Source organism: Achromobacter pulmonis (assembly GCF_902859765.1).
Lineage (GTDB): Bacteria > Pseudomonadota > Gammaproteobacteria > Burkholderiales > Burkholderiaceae_B > Achromobacter > Achromobacter pulmonis.
On the sequence record NZ_CADIJV010000003.1, the window covers coordinates 185,186 to 202,594 of the forward strand.

At 66.7% G+C, this 17,409-nt stretch carries 15 protein-coding genes and 1 tRNA gene; 9 read left to right on the forward strand and 7 right to left on the reverse strand.

From position 1 onward, the window contains the following. The first annotated feature begins 3 nt into the window (after positions 1-3). Together HV701_RS04195 and HV701_RS04200 are read left to right on the forward strand one after the other, a co-directional pair. A complete protein-coding gene (locus tag HV701_RS04195) occupies positions 4-975 on the forward strand; it encodes a LysR substrate-binding domain-containing protein (RefSeq protein ID WP_175131822.1) in 972 nt (323 codons plus the stop codon). A gap of 162 nt (positions 976-1,137) precedes the next feature. Next, a complete protein-coding gene (locus tag HV701_RS04200) occupies positions 1,138-2,325 on the forward strand; it encodes an NAD(P)/FAD-dependent oxidoreductase (protein ID WP_175131823.1) in 1,188 nt (395 codons plus the stop codon). Positions 2,326-2,362: 37 nt separating this feature from the next. On the opposite strand, the gene HV701_RS04205 is transcribed toward HV701_RS04200, so the two are convergent. The 3 genes from HV701_RS04205 to HV701_RS04215 form a co-directional block, all read right to left on the reverse strand. Then, complete coding sequence (locus HV701_RS04205) at positions 2,363-3,376, reverse strand: LysR family transcriptional regulator (protein WP_175131824.1); 1,014 nt, start codon at positions 3,374-3,376, stop codon at positions 2,363-2,365. A 25-nt stretch (positions 3,377-3,401) separates the two neighbouring features. Continuing rightward, positions 3,402-4,202: an N-formylglutamate deformylase gene (gene hutG / locus HV701_RS04210; RefSeq protein WP_175131825.1), complete on the reverse strand. Its 801-nt coding sequence runs from the start codon at positions 4,200-4,202 to the stop codon at positions 3,402-3,404. A gap of 199 nt (positions 4,203-4,401) precedes the next feature. Beyond that, a complete protein-coding gene (locus HV701_RS04215) occupies positions 4,402-5,442 on the reverse strand; it encodes a LacI family DNA-binding transcriptional regulator (RefSeq protein ID WP_175131826.1) in 1,041 nt (346 codons plus the stop codon). Between the two features lie 140 nt (positions 5,443-5,582). Here HV701_RS04215 and HV701_RS04220 point away from each other — a divergent pair, with 140 nt between their 5' ends. The 6 genes from HV701_RS04220 (at position 5,583) to HV701_RS04245 (ending at position 11,283) form a co-directional block, all read left to right on the forward strand. Continuing rightward, complete coding sequence (locus HV701_RS04220; RefSeq protein ID WP_175131827.1) at positions 5,583-6,923, forward strand: MFS transporter; 1,341 nt, start codon at positions 5,583-5,585, stop codon at positions 6,921-6,923. Beyond that, a complete protein-coding gene (locus HV701_RS04225; RefSeq protein ID WP_175131828.1) occupies positions 6,920-8,320 on the forward strand; it encodes an amidase in 1,401 nt (466 codons plus the stop codon). The genes HV701_RS04220 and HV701_RS04225 overlap by 4 nt, the downstream gene beginning before the upstream one ends. Before the next feature lie 218 nt (positions 8,321-8,538). Further along, complete coding sequence (locus HV701_RS04230) at positions 8,539-9,237, forward strand: MarC family NAAT transporter (RefSeq protein ID WP_272909348.1); 699 nt, start codon at positions 8,539-8,541, stop codon at positions 9,235-9,237. Next, positions 9,221-10,285, forward strand: coding sequence for an Lnb N-terminal periplasmic domain-containing protein (locus tag HV701_RS04235; RefSeq protein WP_175131829.1), 1,065 nt, complete (start codon positions 9,221-9,223; stop codon positions 10,283-10,285). The genes HV701_RS04230 and HV701_RS04235 overlap by 17 nt, the downstream gene beginning before the upstream one ends. Then, on the forward strand, positions 10,282-10,482 hold the full coding sequence (locus tag HV701_RS04240; RefSeq protein WP_175131830.1) for a hypothetical protein: 201 nt from the start codon (positions 10,282-10,284) through the stop codon (positions 10,480-10,482). The genes HV701_RS04235 and HV701_RS04240 overlap by 4 nt, the downstream gene beginning before the upstream one ends. A gap of 93 nt (positions 10,483-10,575) precedes the next feature. Continuing rightward, positions 10,576-11,283 carry a metallophosphoesterase gene (locus HV701_RS04245; protein ID WP_254595104.1) on the forward strand — a complete coding sequence of 236 codons (708 nt, stop codon included), beginning with the start codon at positions 10,576-10,578 and terminating at the stop codon, positions 11,281-11,283. Between the two features lie 102 nt (positions 11,284-11,385). Here HV701_RS04245 and HV701_RS04250 read toward each other — a convergent pair. The 4 genes from HV701_RS04250 to HV701_RS04265 all read right to left on the reverse strand — a co-directional run bounded on the left by HV701_RS04250 (position 11,386) and on the right by HV701_RS04265 (position 13,781). Beyond that, a tRNA-Ala gene (locus HV701_RS04250) sits at positions 11,386-11,461 on the reverse strand. 71 nt (positions 11,462-11,532) lie between these two features. Further along, positions 11,533-12,315: an exodeoxyribonuclease III gene (xth, locus tag HV701_RS04255; RefSeq protein ID WP_175131831.1), complete on the reverse strand. Its 783-nt coding sequence runs from the start codon at positions 12,313-12,315 to the stop codon at positions 11,533-11,535. A 124-nt stretch (positions 12,316-12,439) separates the two neighbouring features. Continuing rightward, on the reverse strand, positions 12,440-13,375 hold the full coding sequence (locus tag HV701_RS04260) for a hypothetical protein (protein WP_175131832.1): 936 nt from the start codon (positions 13,373-13,375) through the stop codon (positions 12,440-12,442). Between the two features lie 94 nt (positions 13,376-13,469). Beyond that, positions 13,470-13,781, reverse strand: coding sequence for an addiction module antidote protein (locus HV701_RS04265; protein ID WP_175131833.1), 312 nt, complete (start codon positions 13,779-13,781; stop codon positions 13,470-13,472). Between the two features lie 278 nt (positions 13,782-14,059). On the opposite strand from HV701_RS04265, the gene HV701_RS04270 reads away from it, so the two are divergent. After that, positions 14,060-17,401, forward strand: a complete 3,342-nt coding sequence (locus tag HV701_RS04270) for a DEAD/DEAH box helicase (protein WP_175131834.1) — start codon at positions 14,060-14,062, stop codon at positions 17,399-17,401. Positions 17,402-17,409 lie beyond the last annotated feature (8 nt).

Here is a 17,409-nt window from a genome sequence, read left to right on the forward strand (position 1 = left end):
CCCATGTCGCCCCTGCCCACCCATACGCCACCGCTGGCGGCGCTGCGCGCCTTCGAGGCCGTCGCCCGCCTGGGCAGCCTCAGCCGCGCCGCGGCCGAGCTCAATGTCACCAAGAGCGCCGTCAGCCATCAGCTGCGCGCGCTGGAGACCGATCTGGGGGTGAGCCTGCTGCGCCGGGGCGGCACGGTGCGCCGCGCCGAAACCACCGAGGCCGGCGCCGCGCTGCTGGTGTCGGTACAACAGGCCTTGACCCTGCTGGAGACCGCCTGCCGCCATGCCCGCAGCAGCGCGCGCGGCAAGCGGCGCTATAACCTGAATGTCTCGGCCAACCCGTCGCTGGCCGCGCTGTGGCTGGCGCCGCGCATCGGCCGCTTCATCGAACTGCACCCGGATATCGACATCCAGGTGTTCCTCCACGCCAGCCAGGAACCTGCCTGGAAGGCGCAGGACATCGACCTGGCCTTTCTGCACGTGCGCGACCTTGGTCCGCACCTGGCGGCGCCGGGCGATATTCCGTTGATGACCGAAACCGTGGTGCCGGTATGCAGCCCGGCGCTGGTCGCGGCCGATGAACGCGATGATCCGGCCGTCTTCACGCGCCATCGCTGGCTGGAGGAAAAGCACGTCGACAGTCCCGAGACCGACTGGCGCACCTGGCGCCCGCGTCTTGGGCTGCCGGAAAGCGCCGGCCAGGACCCGTTGGTGCTGAGCGGCCTGAGCACGGTGGTGGCGGCGGCCGCGGCCGGCGTCGGCATCGCGTTGGGACGCGCGCCGCTGGTCGACGAGGAACTGGCCAGCGGCCGGCTGGTGGCGCTGACGCCGGGCCTGCGCATGCCGGGATCGTGGGGCTACGTGATGCGCGTCCATGCCAACCGGCCGATGGACGCGTCGCTGCCGGCGCTGGTGGAATTCCTGGCCGAAGAAGGGCGGGGCGCAACGCTGTCCTGGCGCCCGCCGGGCGCGGCGCAACCCTAGCGCGATCCGCGCTGCGGGCGCCTATCCATGCCACCGCCCTGGCGCCGTTGCCATGCCCTCGCTTTCCCTGAACTGCTTCTACTCAATATTCGTCGCGCTGATATAACGCGCGCCTGGACCGGTGCGCGCCACACTGCCGCCATTGCCTCCTGGAGCATGGCCGTGAAAAGTTATGACGTGATCGTGATCGGCGCCGGCGTGGTCGGCGCCTCGGTCGCCTTCCATCTGGCCGCCCTGGGCGCCCGCAATGTGCTGGTGCTGGACCGCGCCACCATCGGCGCCGGCACGACGGCGCAGTCGTCGGGCATCCTGCGCACCCACTATTCGGTGCGCGAGAACGTCGAGCTGGCGCGGCGTTCGTGGGGCGCCTTCACCGATTTTGCCGCCTATGTGGGCGATGACGACGCCGCCAGCGGCCTGGTCCGCTGCGGCTACCTGATAGCCGCGGCCGACGACGACAAGCGCGCGCCGCTGGCCGCCGCGCTGGCGCAGCAGCGCGCGCTGGGCATTCCGGTGCAAGAGCTGGACGCGGCCCAGGCGCGCGAACTGCTGCCGATCGCCGACTTCGCCGATGCCGCGCTGATCGGCTTCGAGCCCGAGGCGGGCTTCGCGGACGCCTACCTGGTCGCCACCAGTTTCGCGCGCGCCGCGCGCCGGCGCGGCGTGACAATCCGCGAACATGTCGCCGTGCGTGGTCTGTTGATGCGGGACGGCCGCGTGACCGGCGTGCGCACCGCCGAGGGCGACTACGCCAGCGCCGTGGTCGTCAGCACGCAGAACATCTGGACCGCCGAACTGGCGGCGTGGACCGGCGTGGCGATGCCGCTGGCGCCCGAACGCCACGCGGTGCTGGCGCTGGAATGCGCCGCCGCGCCCTATGCCTACACCATGCCCGTCTACAAGGACCTGGCCTCGCCCGGCATGCTCTATTGCCGCAGCTATGGCGGCACCCAGATGCTGGTCAGCGAAGGCACGCAGGGCGAAAGGCTGGCGGCCGGCGAGGCGGAGCAGGGCGACGTGCCGCTGGACTACGTGGCCGCGGTCGGCGAACAGGTGGCCGCGCGCTTTCCGGCCTATGCCGAGGCCGGCCTGGCTGCGTCGTGGACGGGCGTGTATGACGTCACCCCCGACTGGAATCCCGTGCTGGGACGCATCGCGGGGGTGGAGGGGCTGGTGGCCGGATTCGGTTTTTCCGGACACGGCTTCAAGCTGTCGCCGGCGGTGGGAAGGATGCTGGCGCAGGAAGCGCTGGGGCTGGCGCCCGACGTCTCGCTGGCGCCATACGCGCTGGCGCGCTTCGAGCGCGGCGCGCTGCTGACGGGACGCTACGGGCGCGGCGCGGTGTCGTGATGAGGCAGGCGCGCGCCGCCATGCCGCATCGATGGATTCAGCGCCGCAGGCTGCGCCACAGCGTGGCCGACGGCAGGCCGAGGGCGGGCGCGATGTCGTGCTGCATCAGCCGTTCGACCGCCATCAGGATCACGTTGCGGGCCTCGGCCGGCAGCTTGCCGGCCTCGTGCGGCCGCGCCGCCAGGTAGAAGCTGCGGGCCAGGTCGGGCGCGTCGGCGCGGGTCTTGTCCAGACAGGGCGCCAGCGGCAGCACCCGCAACTGGTCGACGAAATGGCGCGATTGCCAGATGCACAGCGGCGTGCTGATCGCAAATCCCAGGCCGGCCGTGACCAGGCTGAGCAGCGGATCGGTGTTGTCGAATTCGAAGGTGCGCTCGATGAAGAGGCCGCGCGATTCGAGCAGCCGGTCGATGGCGGCGCCGATGTGGGAACGCGCGCTGTAGCGGATGAACGGGCTGCGGCGCGCCAGGTCCGCCAGCGAGTGCGCGTCCTGCGGGGGCGCCGTGCGCGGCAGCACCAGCAGGTAGGGTTCGCTGAACAGGCCGAGCTTGCGGATGGCGGGGGGATCGGCGGCGGCGCTGGTGCTGATCACCAGATCCAGCTGGCGTTCTTCCAGCTGCTTGTCCAGCACCGGGGTGATGCCGGACCATAGCCGGATCTGGCGCGAGGCGCCGGACAGGCCGTGGATCAGCGTGGGTCCCAGCGTGCCGGCGAACGAGTCGACGCAGCCGAAGCGCACGATGTTGCGCCGCGCGCGGCTCAGGTTGCGCACGCTTTCGGTCATATCGCCGGCCTGCGCCAGAAGGCGCGAAGCATGCTCGAACAGCAGGTCGCCCGCCGGCGTGGCGCGTGCCGGGCGCGTGCTGCGATCGAGCAGCTCGGTCGACAGCGCCGCCTCCAGTTGCTTGACCCGCTGCGATACCGCCGCCTGCGACAACCCCAGCAGGCGGGCCGCGCCAGACACCGACGCGGCCTGCATCACCGCGACCCAGGTCAGCAGCAGGCTCCACTCGGGGTACGCATCGGCATCGCGGCCAGGCAGGCGGTTCATCGGGCGGTCCCGGACGTTGGCCGGCTCAGCGCTTGCGCGCCAGCGTCTGGTTCAGCGCGGCGCGCACCATGCCTTCGACCACCGGGATCACCTTGGCGGCCGTGTCCGGCTGGTAGGCGTAGGGGTAGGACTCGTCCATGTACGTGGACTGGCACATTTCCAGTTGCACGGCATGAATGTCCTCTGCCGGCGAGCCGTAGTGGCGCGTGATGTAGCCGCCCTTGAAGCGGCCGTTCACGGCGCTGGTATAGCCGCAGCCGGGCAGGTTTGCGGTGACCGCGTCCAGGATGTCGGGCGCACAGCTGGCGCCGCCGGCGGTTCCCAGGTTCAGGTCGGGCAGCTTGCCGTCGAACAGGCGCGGCAGCACGCTGGCGATCGAATGGGCTTCCCACAGCAGCACCGTGCCATGTTCGGCGCGGATGCGGTCGAGTTCCTCGCGCAGCTTGGCGTGGTACGGCAGCCAATAGGTCTGCAGGCGGTGTTCGCGTTCGTCGTCGGTCAGCGCCGCGTGGTTCAGGTATAGCGCCTCGCCACGGAAGGTGTGGGTCGGGCACAGGCCCGTCTTGGTCTGGCCGGGGTACAGGCTTTCGTCGTTGGGCGGGCGGTTCAGGTCGACCACGTAGCGCGAGTAGCGCGCGCCCAGCACGGACGCGCCCAGCGCGTCGGCGAATCGGTACAGGGTGTCCAGGTGCCAGTCGGTGTCGCCGGACTGCAGGCCGACTTCCGTCATGCGGGCACGTTGGGCGTCGGGCAACTGGCTGCCCAGGTGGGGAATGGAAATCAGCAGCGGCGCGGTGCCGCGGCTGAAGTGATAGATGTCGCTCAAGAAAAACTCCGGGGGTAAGGCGGGTCAGGCAGGCGCGGCGCGAAGGCCGGCTCAGTGCCGCGCTATGCTAGGCAGGCTGCCGGGCGCGGACATTTGCATCGCACGAAGCGATGCTGATCATCATGATAGCTGATTCAAATTGCGCCCGGCCGGACACGCGGGCGCATGCGCGGCCCGGGCGATGAGCCGCGCTGGCCGCTCAGCCCGCGATTGGCCGATCGCTGCTGCCGCGCACCACCAGCGACGGCGTCAGCCGCACGCTGGCCGGGTTGCCGCCGGCGATCTTGCGCAGCAGCAGCTCCAGCGCCAACCGCCCCATTTCATGCATGGGCGAGTGGACCGTGGTCAGGCCGATGGGCAGGGCGCCCGCCAGCGGCGTGTCGTTGTAGCCCACCACGGCCACGTCGCGGCCGGCCTCCAGGCCGTGCTCGCGCGCCGCGCCCATCACGCCCACCGCCAGGAAGTCGTTGACCGCGAAGATGGCGGTAGGTCGGTCCGGGCCGGCCAGCAGGCGCGCACCCACCTGGCGGCCGGCGTCAGTGTCGAACGGGCTCTCGAGGCGCCATGCCTGCGGGATGTCGACGCCGTGCCGCGCACAGGCCGCGAAGAAACCCGCCGAGCGGTCGCGGCCGGTGCTGGTGAAGGGTTCGCCCGCCATCACCGCGATGCGCCGGTGGCCCATGGCCAGCAGGTGCTCGGCGGCCAGCCGGCCGCCTTCGACATCGTCGCAGGTCACCGCGCAGTGGTCGTCGGCGTGGCGGCTGACCAGCACGAAGGGCACGTCGCGCTGCGCCAGTTCGGCCAGCAGCGCATTGGGCGCCGCGTCCGCGTAGCTGTGGGCATCGCCCAGGATCAGGCCGTCCACCCGCCTGGCCAGCGCCATGTCGATCAGCTTGCGCTGCTTGTCGGGCACGTCCTGGGTGTTGGAGACGAAGGTCAGGTAGCCGTGTTCGGCGGCGGCCTCATCGATGCCTTCGTAGATGGTGGCCAGCACCATGTCCGACAGGCGCGGCACCAGCATGCCGATGGTGCGGCTGCGACGCGTCTTAAGGCTGGCGGCGTGCGGATTGGTCCGATACTGCAACTCGGCGGCCAGCGCTCGGACCCGTTTGACCGTGTCGGGCGCGGCGGCGGCGCGCGCGTCGTCGTCGGATCCGTTGAGGACGCGGGACACGGTCGACACGTTCAGACCGAGCTGCCGCGCCAGGCTTTGCAGCGTGACAGGGCGGGATTTGTTCATGGGGCTGGAGGATACACGCACGAATACCGTCTTAGGGGCTTTGGCGGCAACCTAGGGTTTACACGGTGTCGATTTTTGTTTTCCGAGCCCTTAGCATTGCGCGACCCAAACGTTTGGGTATATCGACTGGATTGATCGCAATGACACCTGAATCCCGGAACTCGCGGTTCCGTTACCGAATTTTCTCGATGGTCGTGCTGCTGGCACTGATCAACTACATCGACCGTGGCGCCATGTCCTATGCCGCCGCCCACATCACCGGCGAATACGGCCTGGACCGCGGCGACTGGGGCGCCGTGCTGGGCTACTTCGGTTACGGCTACATGGTCGGCGCGCTGTTCGGCGGGATGCTGGCCGACCGGTTCGGCCCGCGCAAGGTCTGGATCGTGGCCGGCGTGACCTGGTCGATCTTCGAGATCGCCACCGCCTGGGCCGGCGACTTCGGCCTGGCCTTCCTGGGCGGCTCGGCGCTGGCGGGCTTTGCCACCATCCGCATCCTGTTCGGCGCGGCCGAGGGGCCTGCGTACTCCATCATCAACAAGACCATCGCCAACTGGGCCACGCCGCGCGAGCGCGGCTTCGTGGTCGGCTTCGGACTGCTCAGCACGCCGCTGGGTGCCCTGCTGACGGCGCCGGTGGCGGTGGGCCTGCTGAGCCTGACCGGCAGCTGGCGCGCCATGTTCTACATTCTGGGCGCGGCCGGCCTGCTGGTGCTGGTGCTGTTCATGCGCATCTTCACCGACCGGCCCGACACCAATCCGCGCGTGTCCCCCGCGGAGTTGAGCGAAATCCAGGCGGCGCGCGCCGAGCAGGCGGCCGCCGGGCAGGGCGGCGACGGGCCGGCGCTGCCGTGGTGGAGCTTCTTTCGCAGCAAGACCCTGCTGCTGAACACGCTGGGCTATTTCTCGTTCAACTACGTCAACTTCCTGCTGCTGACCTGGACGCCCAAATACCTGCAGGACACCTTCGGCTACAGCCTGTCGTCGCTCTGGTACATGGGCATGATTCCCTGGACCGGCGCCTGCGTCACGGTGCTGCTGGGCGGCCGCATATCCGACTTGCTGTTCAAGCGTACCGGCAGTCTGAAGATCGCGCGCAGCTGGCTGGCCGCGGCCTGCCTGCTGGCCACCACCCTGTGCTTCCTGCTGGTATCGCAGGCGCAATCGGTGGTCACCGTGATCGCGCTGATGACCCTGGCCAACGCGCTCAATGCGCTGCCCAACTCGGTCTACTGGGCGGTGGTGATCGATACCGCGCCCGCCAGCCGCGTCGGCACCTTCAGCGGCCTGATGCACTTCTTTGCCAATATCGCCTCGATCCTGGCGCCGACCCTGACCGGCTACCTGGCGGCGCGCCACGGCTATTCGGTCATGTTCGTGGCCGCCTCGGTCGCCACCGCGGTTGGCATGATCGCCATGCTGCAGGTGCGTCCGGGCGTCGGCCCGCGCCTGCCCGCCAAATACCAGGGAGCTACACCATGAATCCGCAAGCGATCCCCACCCCGGCGCTGGCCGTCGAACCCGGCTTTTTCGCCGGCCGCTCCGTCGCCGGGCTGCAGGATGCCATGCGCCAGGGCGCGCTCGACGCCGAGGCGCTGGTGCGCCACGCGGCGGCGGCTATCGAGCGCCTGAACCCGCAATTGAACGCCTTCGTGCACGTGGACGTCGACGCCGCCCTGGCCGCCGCCCGCGCGCTGGATGCCGAGCGGGCCCGTGGCCAGGTGCGCGGGCCGCTGCATGGCATCCCGGTCGCCATCAAGGACAACGTCGATACCGGCGACATGCCCACCACCATGGGCGCGGCGCATTTCCTGGGACATCGGCCGGCGGCGGACGCCGACTGCGTGGCGCTGTTGCGCGCGGCCGGCGCCATCGTCATCGGCAAGACCCTCACCCACGAATTCGCCTACGGCCCCACCGGCGACCGCAGCGCGCAGGGCGCGGCGCGCAATCCCTGGCGCACCAGCCAGATCACGGGGGGCTCCAGCGCCGGCAGCGGCGCCGCGGTGGCCGCCGGCATGGTGCCGCTGGCGCTGGGCACCGACACCGGCGGGTCAGTGCGCGTGCCGGCGGCGTTGTGCGGCGTGGTCGGCTTCAAGCCGACCCATGGCCGCGTATCGGCGCGCGGCGTGTTCCCGCTGGCGCCCAGCATCGAGGATGCCGGCGTGCTGGCCAACAGCGTCGAGGACGCGCAGGTCTTCATGCAGGCGCTGTCCGGCGGCGCCATCGGCCCCTACGCCGACGCCGCCGATCCCGGCCTGGCCGCGCCGCGCATGATGTGGGTGCCGAACGCGCCGTTCGCCATCGACGTTGCGGCCGTCACGGCTTGCGTGCGGGCCGCCGCCGAAGGCTTCGGTGGCGTGCTGGTCGACGGCGCCGAGGTCACCCGCCACGCCCGCGCGCTGCAGACGGCGCTGGGCGCCATCCAGCGTTCGGAGGCCTATGCGGTGCATGCCGAGCGCGTCGAGGACGAGCCCGCCAAGTTTGATCCCGAAGTGCTGGAGCGCCTGCGCGCCTCGCGCCCGGTGCAGGGCTGGGAATATGTCCGCGCGCGCAACGTCCGCGAGCACTTGCGCGGCGTGTTCGCGGGACTCTTCGAGCAGGTCGATGTGCTGGCGTTGCCGGCGGTGGCGATTCCCGCGCCGGCGCTGCAGCAGCGCAGCGTGGCCGGTCCCGGCAGCGCCGCCGTGCGCGAGACGCTGCTGAGCCTGACCAATCCCTGGAACCTGCTGGGGTTGCCGGCTATCGCCTTGCCGGCCGGCTTCGTGGACGGCCTGCCCGTGGCGCTGCAACTGGTGGCGGCCGAAGGCGCCGACGCGCGCCTGCTGGCGCTGGCGGCGCGCCATTGGCGCCGGCCCGGGGCCAGGATGGCCGGCTAGGCGCCAGCCCCAGCATCCGATTGCAGATAAGACGCCGGCCCGGCCGCCCATTCATCCTCGGGGCGGCCGCCCCGACAGCAGGGTCCGGCAGGGCGATACCGGGTAAAGACGGGGATTCGCCTTCGCTTACATTACACTCTGCGGTGTACCTCAATCGACGTTCCCGGACGAGGGCGTTGTGCTTCCGTTCCGTTTCGCCGCTATTTCCTCCGCCGCCGATGATTGATGATCTGGTTCAACTGGGCAAGCTGGTCAGCCTGGGCCTGGCGCTGATGCTGCCGCTGGCCAATCCCTTGACGTCCATGACCATGCTGTTGTCCCTCGGGCAGCATATTCCCTACAAGGAGCGCGACCGCCAGATCCAGCAGGCCGCGTGTTACGTCGTGGGCATCATGCTGGTGACGTACTACGCCGGCGCCTGGATCATGGCCACGTTCGGCATCTCGATCCCGGGACTGCGCATCGCCGGCGGCATGATCGTGGTCAGCATCGGCTTCAGCATGCTGTTTCCGGCGGCCGCCAATGCAGCCAGCGACGAGCGCGAGGCCGACGTCGCCGCCGACGTGGCGCTGCACCGCCAGGTGCCGAACATCGCTTTCGTGCCGCTGGCGCTGCCGGGGACGGCGGGCCCCGGCACCATCGCCATGATCATCAGCGCGGCTTCGACGGCCGGGGGCGAGACCGCGAGCCATTATCCCGCCTGGACCATCGCCGTCGCGCCGCTCATCGTTTTCGTGCTGCTGGGGGTGTTGTTCTGGGTTTGCCTGCGCTCGGCCGGCCGCATCGTCGCCCTCATCGGCAACGGCGGGGTCGAGGCCATTTCGCGCATCATGGGCTTTCTGCTGGTCTGCATGGGCGTGCAGTTCGTCATCAACGGCGTGCTGGAAATCGTGAGCCAACATGGCGGCGTTCTCTGACGCCAGGCCGGCCGGTCTGGCCGTGCGCTGCCTGCGGGGACTGGGCCGGGTCGTGCTCAGCCTGCTGATGTTGTTCTCCATCGCCTGGGCCTGCCTGGCGTTCTGGTACCAGGGGCCGGCGGCGGCCTGGGGCAAGGGCGTGCTGATGCTGGCCTGGGTCGCGCTGGGGTTGTATGCCCTGCTGCGCCTGTGGCATGGCGCCGGCCGCTGGCGGCGCCGCCCTGCCTTGTGGGCCTATCTGCTGGCGGTGATCGCGCTGGCGGTCTGGTGGCAGGGCATCGCGCCTTCCAATGACCGGGTCTGGGCCGACGACGTCGCCCGTACGCTGCGCGGCAGCGTCAGCGGCAGCATCGTCACGCTGGACAATGTGCGCGACTTCAAATGGCGCTCGGACAGTGACTACACGGCGCGCTGGGAGACCCGGGTCTATGACCTGAACGACCTGCGTTCGGTCGACATGGTGCTGTCGTACTGGGACGGTCCGGCCATTGCCCACACGCTGGTCTCGTTCGGTTTCGCCGATGGCCGCCATGTGGTGTTCTCGGTCGAGATCCGCAAGGAACGCGGCGAGCAGTTCTCCGAGCTGGGCGGATTCTTCAAGAAATTTGAGCTGAGCGTGGTGGCCGCCGATGAGCGCGACATCCTCTATGTGCGCGCCGGGCCGCGCGCCGAGAACGTCTATATCTATCCGGTGCGGATGCCGGCCGACGCCATGCGCGAGCTGTTCCTGTCGTATGTCAGTACCGCCAACGCGCTGGCCGACACGCCGCGCTTCTATCACACCGTCACCGCCAACTGCACCACGCTGGTGTACCGCATGGTGCGGGCCATCGTGCCCGGCCTGCCACTGGACTACCGTATCCTGCTGTCGGGATATCTGCCCGAATACCTCTATGAGCAGGGGGGGCTCGATACCCAGGTGCCCTTGCAGTCCTTGCGCGAACGCGGCTTCGTCGGCATTCCGCCGATTCTGGGGGAAGACTCCATCGGTTTCTCGCGGACGATCCGGCGCCACCTGCGCGCCGAGCCGTCGGGAGGCGCGCCATGATCCCGTTGCGCGCCGTATTGCTGGCGCTGTTGTTGGCCGTGCTGGTGTTCCTGGCGCTGCGTACGCCGGGCGTGTGGCTCTATGACGTCATCGCCCACCGCCTGCGCGGCCGGCAGGCCGGGCAGGCGGCGGGCGATCCGCGCCGCCAGGGCCAGACCGTGGCGCGGCGCGCGAATCAGGCGCGTCAGTCGGGGTAGGGGCGGGGCAGCAGCGCCAGGGGGCACGGGGCTTGCGCGGGGATGTCACCACGTATCATGACGGATTGCTCGGGATAAGCGGCAGGACACGGCATGGAATCAGGCATGAGGCCCGGAAATTCGCGGGTGCAGCGCTTCGGCTTGAACGCCACGGGCCGCGATTTGGCGGTGGGCGACATCCACGGCCATTTCGGCCGGCTCGATGCCGCGCTGGCCGCTGCCAGGTTCTCGCCCGAGAATGACCGATTATTTGCGGTAGGCGACCTCGTCGACCGCGGGCCGGAGTCCGCCGATGTTCTGGCTTGGCTGGAGCGCCCGTGGTTTCATGCGATTTGCGGGAATCACGATCTCATGACGTGGCGGCGGGCATTGAACAACCCGCTGCCCCACGTCGACCATCGCGTCCACGGCGGCGCATGGCTGGACGCATGCGATGGCGATACCCTGGCCCGCATCGGGGCATGCCTGAACGCCTTGCCGTTGGCAATCGAGGTGGAAACGCCGGGCGGTGTCGTCGGCCTGGTGCATGCCGACTTCCCGTATGACGACTGGCAAGCGATCCATGATGACACCTTCAGCGCGCAGGACGAGGATGCATGCCTGTGGTCCATAGACCGTTATCGACTGCAATATGCCCGGCCTGTCCGCAATGTGCGGGCGGTTGTCCATGGGCACATGACGCTGCGCAAGCCGGCGCAACTGGGCAATGTCTTCTACATCGACACGGGTGGATGGCAGGACAGCGGCAAGTTCACGCTGCTCGACTTGCACACGCTCAAGCCGTGGCACGGACGCCGCTGAGGTTGGTATCGGGGATACGGAAGCGGATCTTCAAGACCGGGCCTGTAGAAACAAAAAAGCCTTGGAACACATTGTGTTTCCAAGGCTTTTCCGTCTGGAATTTGGTGGAGCGGAGGAGGATCGAACTCCCGACCTTCGCATTGCGAACGCGACGCTCTCCCAGCTGAGCTACCGCCCCAAATCAAGCAAGAGCGCAACTATACAGGAATTTCCGCGTGCCGTGCAAGCTGGCGCGCTGGATTTTTTTGCTCAATCGAATGTCAGCGTGGCCACCACCGGCGCATGGTCGGAGGGCTGCTCGTTGCGGCGCGGTTCCTTGTCGATCACGCAGGCGGTGCAGCGTTTGACCAGCGGCCCCGACAGCAGGATATGGTCGATGCGCAGGCCGGCATTGCGGCGGAATGCGAACTGGCGGTAATCCCACCACGAAAACGACTTTTCGGGCTGTTCAAACAGCCGGAAGGAATCGGCCAGCCCCAGGTCGACCAGGTCGCGCAGCGCCTGGCGCTCGGGTTCGGACACCAGCACCTGGCCTTCCCATTTCTCGGGGTTGTGCACGTCCTCGTCGGCCGGCGCGACGTTGTAGTCGCCCAGCACCGCCAGACGCGGGTACTGCTTGATCTCGTCGGCCAGCCAGGCGCGCATGGCGGCGAACCATTCGAGCTTGTAGGCATACTTGTCGGAACCGACCGCCTGGCCGTTGGGGCAATAGGCGCAGACCACGCGCACGTCGCCGTCCGCGCTCGGGAAGGTCAGCGCCAGCACGCGCTGCTGCGGATCCTCGTAGGTTGGCAGGTTGCGCACCATGGACGTGCCCGGCGCGCGCGATACGATGGCGACGCCGTTGTAGGTCTTCTGGCCGGCCCAGGCGGCGTGATAACCGGCTTCCTTGAACGCGTCCTCGGGAAACTTGTCGTCGGTCAGCTTCAGTTCCTGGATGCACAGCACGTCGACGGGATTGGCGGCCAGCCAGTCCAGCACCTGGGGCAGGCGCACGTTGAGGGAGTTGACGTTCCAGGTGGCTAATTTCATGGGGAGAATGCAGTTTATGGTTTCAGAGGGTTGGGAGGGATTCTCTAGGAAATCCTGGCTTCCGGCTACTGGCTTGGCTCGATTTGGAGCCGCTGCGCATCAATGCTACGGTAACCGCCATCCTCTACGACTTGGCGAATGCCAGTGACAGATGATTGATGCTCGATAGCTCTGCGCGGTACAGGTCGAATGTGGCGCCGCCCTTTATTTCGACGGTCGTCCTGGCCGGATAGGCGCCGACAAAGAATGCGACAACTTCCTCCTTGGCATCGACGGCCTTCTTGAGTTCTGCCATTTCTGTCATGAACGACTTCTTTCTCCGGGAGTCGTCGATGACTTCTTGGGAGACATGAACCCAGATCCGATAGGGCCGTCTTTCAACCCAAACGGAATCGGTGAAGCGCAGTCCGACGCCCTTGCCGTTGTATATCTTGAGGCCGTCAATCGGACCGTAGTAGATCAGCCCGATTTCGTCTCCAAAGTACCGAACCTTCTTGAAGAATCGACCGAATGGCTTTGTCTTTCCCGCGATGGTGAGGTTTCCATTCATGCCACCTTCATCCCCGCAGAGAAAGCAGTCCACCACAAGGTCGAGATAGCGCGTACAACTATTTGTCTTTCGCTTGGCTCCTGCGCCGCCATGGCCACGACTGCTACCACCACCCGTCCTCTCGTCGTCGGCGCCCTCGCCAGGGCCGAGGCCGCCATTTCCCTTGCGCTTGCGCGGGGTCAGATCCAGTTCTGTCGGGAAGTCGGTCGGCTTGTAGTCGTCCTCGCGTTCGGACGGCTTTCGTACCTTGCTGCCGTCAACGGGTGTCAGGAAGGCGCATCCCGCCTTGTGGTCTTCTTTCGTGCGAAAGTGCATCGCGCGCTTTGACTTGCGCACCATGTAGATGCCGACAGGCGTCAAACGAGTTCGACAGTCAGGGTCTTCGCAGCCGAACGTAAACTGCTTGCCGCAGTGCTCGCCCTCTTCGTCGGTGTAGAGTTCGCGTGCTCGATATGGAGACAAGAGCGCTCCAAGCTCTTCGCAATAGGCACGGCCAAATTTCATCGACATGTTCTTCAGTTCCTCTCCCGCCGACTCCGCCGGGACGGCTGGGTTTCTGCGCGGCTTGGGTTTTCGATTTGGCCGCGATGCTCGTCATGCGGGCCTAGGCCGGATGTTCGGCCTGGACGACAAGGCGTACGCCCAGTGCCTTGCATACCTTGGCGATGGTGTCGAAGCGCGGACTCGCGCCTGCGCGCAACGCCTTGTACAGGGATTCCCGGCCAATACCGGCAGTCTCGGCAATTTGCGTCATGCCGCGAGCGCGCGCGGCAACTCCCAACGCCTGGGCAAGCTCACCGAAGTCTCCGTCCTCGATCACCTGTGTCAAGTAGGCGGCGATGCCCTTGTCGTCGCGCAGATAACGCGCAGGGTCGAAGGTTGGCAGTTCGGAAACCTTGATCGTCTTCTTGCTCATGATTGGTCTTCCTCGTCGTTTCTCAGCAATCTAGCAAGGGGGGGCAGGAGGGCTTGGCGAGTCGACCCTTCCTTGTGTCCGAAACTGCAGGAAACGTCGAGGGGTAGCGCTTCACGAATGGTTCACTGCTTTCTGCAATTTGTGTGAACCAAAAGTGCGTTCAATCCGAATCGGAAAGTCATTGCATTCGTATAAATTATTATCAATTTGTATAATTTTCCAAACGCCAATATCCGTCCCTGATCGGAAGTTTCGCAGTCCTGAAAGAGAATAAAACAATGGCAGAACAACAGCAGGGCCGGCAGCCTGCAACATCTCAAGCACCGCGCATATTAGGGTTCTGGCGCGCCGTCGAGGCGTGCGTTCCGCAAAAGGCCGAGAAAGCCAACCCCGCCCACCCCGCCGAGCCTGTCTACCGGTTACGCGCGGACGAGTCCTTGCCCTGGTTCGATCCGAAACACCAGTCCAAACGCATTGCGCCGCGCCTTGCCTGGCGCTACACGCTGCAGGCGGGGCTTTACGATATTGAGCGGTTTGCGGCATTGCTGGAAGTCAAGCTGGGGGCGCACGAGGATGTGTACGACGAGCGCCGCCCCAGCGGCCAAGCCCGCCTCTTTGACCTGGCTTTCGACGAAGACGGCTATCCTCTGCCGCAGAGTTTCGTCCTGTCCCTGGCGTGTTGGGCGGCGGGGCAGATCCTGCATTACCCTGACGGCATCGCGGTGCTGGAAGACGGCGGCAGGATCGTCACGACCGGCTTGCCGGAAGCCAATCCGGAGATACCGAGTCCGAACAGCGGCTATGCGGGCTTCGACATGCTGGTTCGCCGGCTTATGCAGTGGCTCGTTGACACCACGGCTGCGGCCAGACAGGAAAAAGCGCCGCCCACCCGTGCCTGGCTCGATGCGTTGAGCGGGCGCATTGCCGCCCTGTGTCTGCTGCCCGAGGGGATGATCTCCTCGACCCACGCCGCCAAATGCGTCCAGGTCAAGAGAGCCGAAGCGGCGGGCGATCAGGGTGTCTCCGATCCCCAGCCTGGGGATGATCTGCTGAATAGTTTCTTTGTTGGCGATCTCAACGCGCTGAGCCGTGCCTGGGTCAATGGCAATGTCGGGAAAGGGCTGGCCGAATATATCCAGGCTGTGGCAAGGTCGGATCGTGCGCGCGTGGATCTGCGCGAGGAACATGGGGTGGCGACTGCCTTCGCGGCGTTAAACCCCGCGGCTTTTCCTGCGGGAAGTTGGCCCTCGGATCATCCGCTTGCGTTCAGCCAGCAACTGGCCGTCAATGAACTGTGGCGCCAGCTCGAAGCCAAACCTGGAATTTTTGCCATCAATGGCCCCCCGGGCACGGGCAAGACCACCTTGCTACGCGATGTGGTGGCGGCGGTTGTCACTGCGCGCGCGGCACACCTGGCGCGGTTGGGAGGGCAGGCCTTTGCCGGGCGGACGAAGAAGAAACTGGGTGAATTCTGGTGCAACTATCGACCGTTGCACGCTGACCTGAGCGGGTTCGCCATCGTTGTGGCGTCCGCCAACAACGGCGCGGTGGAGAACATTTCGCTGGAACTGCCGGGCGTCAAGGCCGTCCCTGCCGATGCGGTCGAGCGCAGTGCGCATCCGGATGGTTACTACAAATGCCTGGCCGGCAACGTTCTGGGCAATGCCGCCTGGGGGCTCCTGGCGGCGCGCATGGGATCGAAGGCCAACCGTGGCGCGTTCATGAACAGCTTCTGGTGGAAGAATCCACCTGGCGTCCATTCCAGGAAAAATCAGCCGGACGCGCAAGACGATCCCACCCACGCGGCGCTTCTGGCTCGGTGGGACGCCAATCCCTTTGCCGAAAGTGGGGAAGGGCTACGCTATCACCTGAGCCGGATCATCGAGGGCGGGCGCAAACCAGAGATGAGTTGGACACAGGCCGTGGCCCGGTTCGAACAGGCGCAGGAGGCCGAACGTCAATGCCGAAGCGTCTTGGAGGCGAGTGCGAAACTTCCGGAGGCTGTCCTCAAGGCGCGCGCCCAGGCCGAGGAACTAGAACGTGGCATGCACGCTATCCAGGTCGAACTCGCGGCGCGACAAGTCGCGCTGCCGACGCTACAGGAGCGCGTCGACAACCTGCAAGCGCGGATGGCCGGTGCGCTCAAACAGTGTGCTGCGGCGCAAGACGAATTGGCCGGCCACGATCGGGCCAGGCCAGGATTGCTGATCTGGCTTTCGACTTGGGGACGCTCACACCGGGAATGGTGGAACCGGCGCAACCAGATCGATGCCCAAGTCAGGCAATCCAGGGCGGATCACGATACTCTGGCCGCAGAGTGCAAGAAGGCCAAGGCTGCTCATCAGGAGGCGGCCGGTGGGGACGAGAAGCTCAGGACAGCCTTGCGGCAAAAGCAGGTCGCTCATCAGCAGGCATTGGACAGGCTCGAAGCGGCCGGACACGCGTGCCGGCAGGCAATGCAACGCTTGGGGGCGTACTGGCCGCAAACGAGCGCCGATGACGCCGTCCGCGAATTGTCTTCGCCCTGGTCCACGCCGGCTTGGCGCCGCGCGCGGCAAGATCTGTTTCTGGCCGGATTGGATGTGCATCGTGCCTTCATCGAGTCCCATCCCCAGGAGATCATCGACAACCTTGGCTTGGCCTCGAACTGGCTCCAAGGTAAGGGCATGCCCGAAGACATGGCGCGCGTGGCGCTCGGTAGCCTCGCACTCGTGGTGCCGGTGATTTCCACGACCTTCGCCTCGATTCCTCGCATGTTCCATTCGCTTGGGCGGGAGTCGATCGGCTGGCTTTTGATCGACGAAGCTGGCCAGGCATTGCCTCAACAGGCCGCCGGTGCCATCTGGCGTGCGGCGCGCACCGTCGTGGTGGGCGATCCCAACCAGCTTGAACCCGTACTGGGCATGCCGGCAGCGGTCGAGGGCGCACTGGCTCGGCACTATGATGTACCTCGGGATTGGTGGCCCAGCTTCACATCGGCGCAGTGCCTGTCGGATCAGAGCATGTCGATGGGGACCTGGCTGCCGGGCAAGGAAAACGGGAAAGTCTGGGTCGGCTCGCCTCTGCGTGTACATCGCCGCTGCGATGATCCGATGTTCTCCATCAGCAACGAGATTGCTTATGACGGGCTGATGGTGCAAGGGAAATCGCCGTCCGCCCATTCGTGGCCGCATTGCCATTGGATCGACGTACGCGCGCAAATCGGTGCGGGCAATTGGGTGCCCGAGGAAGGGGAGGCTGCCAGGAAGCTGTTGCGATCGTTACAGGCTGAGCATCAGGTCGCGCCCAAGGACATTTTTCTGATCTCGCCGTTCAAGGATGCGGCAACGCAACTGCGCGCGATGGCCAGGATGCTTGGGCTCGATCCCGCCAAGACCGGGACGGTGCACACGACCCAGGGCAAGGAGGCCGAAGTCGTTATCTTGGTGCTGGGCGGCAATCCGCAGCGCCCGGGGGCCAAGGATTGGGCTGCGCAAAGCCCCAACCTGCTCAATGTGGCGGTCAGCCGGGCCAAGGCCCGGCTGTATGTGATCGGCGATCGTGCCGCTTGGGGCCAACGCCCTTATTTCCGCGTTCTCGACCAGCGCCTTGGTGTTGGCGGCGAGGCGTGCTCGCATTGACCGCATCG

What these genes read in the sequence shown, in the direction of transcription:
- HV701_RS04270 (WP_175131834.1), top strand. Translation starts at nt 14,060, where the DNA reads ATGGCAGAACAACAGCAGGGCCGGCAGCCTGCAACATCTCAAGCACCG.
- xth (WP_175131831.1), bottom strand. Translation starts at nt 12,315, where the DNA reads ATGAAATTAGCCACCTGGAACGTCAACTCCCTCAACGTGCGCCTGCCC.
- HV701_RS04235 (WP_175131829.1), top strand. Translation starts at nt 9,221, where the DNA reads ATGGCGGCGTTCTCTGACGCCAGGCCGGCCGGTCTGGCCGTGCGCTGC.
- HV701_RS04265 (WP_175131833.1), bottom strand. Translation starts at nt 13,781, where the DNA reads ATGAGCAAGAAGACGATCAAGGTTTCCGAACTGCCAACCTTCGACCCT.
- HV701_RS04195 (WP_175131822.1), top strand. Translation starts at nt 4, where the DNA reads ATGTCGCCCCTGCCCACCCATACGCCACCGCTGGCGGCGCTGCGCGCC.
- HV701_RS04215 (WP_175131826.1), bottom strand. Translation starts at nt 5,442, where the DNA reads ATGAACAAATCCCGCCCTGTCACGCTGCAAAGCCTGGCGCGGCAGCTC.
- HV701_RS04220 (WP_175131827.1), top strand. Translation starts at nt 5,583, where the DNA reads ATGACACCTGAATCCCGGAACTCGCGGTTCCGTTACCGAATTTTCTCG.
- HV701_RS04260 (WP_175131832.1), bottom strand. Translation starts at nt 13,375, where the DNA reads ATGTCGATGAAATTTGGCCGTGCCTATTGCGAAGAGCTTGGAGCGCTC.
- HV701_RS04240 (WP_175131830.1), top strand. Translation starts at nt 10,282, where the DNA reads ATGATCCCGTTGCGCGCCGTATTGCTGGCGCTGTTGTTGGCCGTGCTG.
- HV701_RS04225 (WP_175131828.1), top strand. Translation starts at nt 6,920, where the DNA reads ATGAATCCGCAAGCGATCCCCACCCCGGCGCTGGCCGTCGAACCCGGC.
- HV701_RS04230 (WP_272909348.1), top strand. Translation starts at nt 8,539, where the DNA reads ATGATTGATGATCTGGTTCAACTGGGCAAGCTGGTCAGCCTGGGCCTG.
- HV701_RS04245 (WP_254595104.1), top strand. Translation starts at nt 10,576, where the DNA reads ATGGAATCAGGCATGAGGCCCGGAAATTCGCGGGTGCAGCGCTTCGGC.
- HV701_RS04205 (WP_175131824.1), bottom strand. Translation starts at nt 3,376, where the DNA reads ATGAACCGCCTGCCTGGCCGCGATGCCGATGCGTACCCCGAGTGGAGC.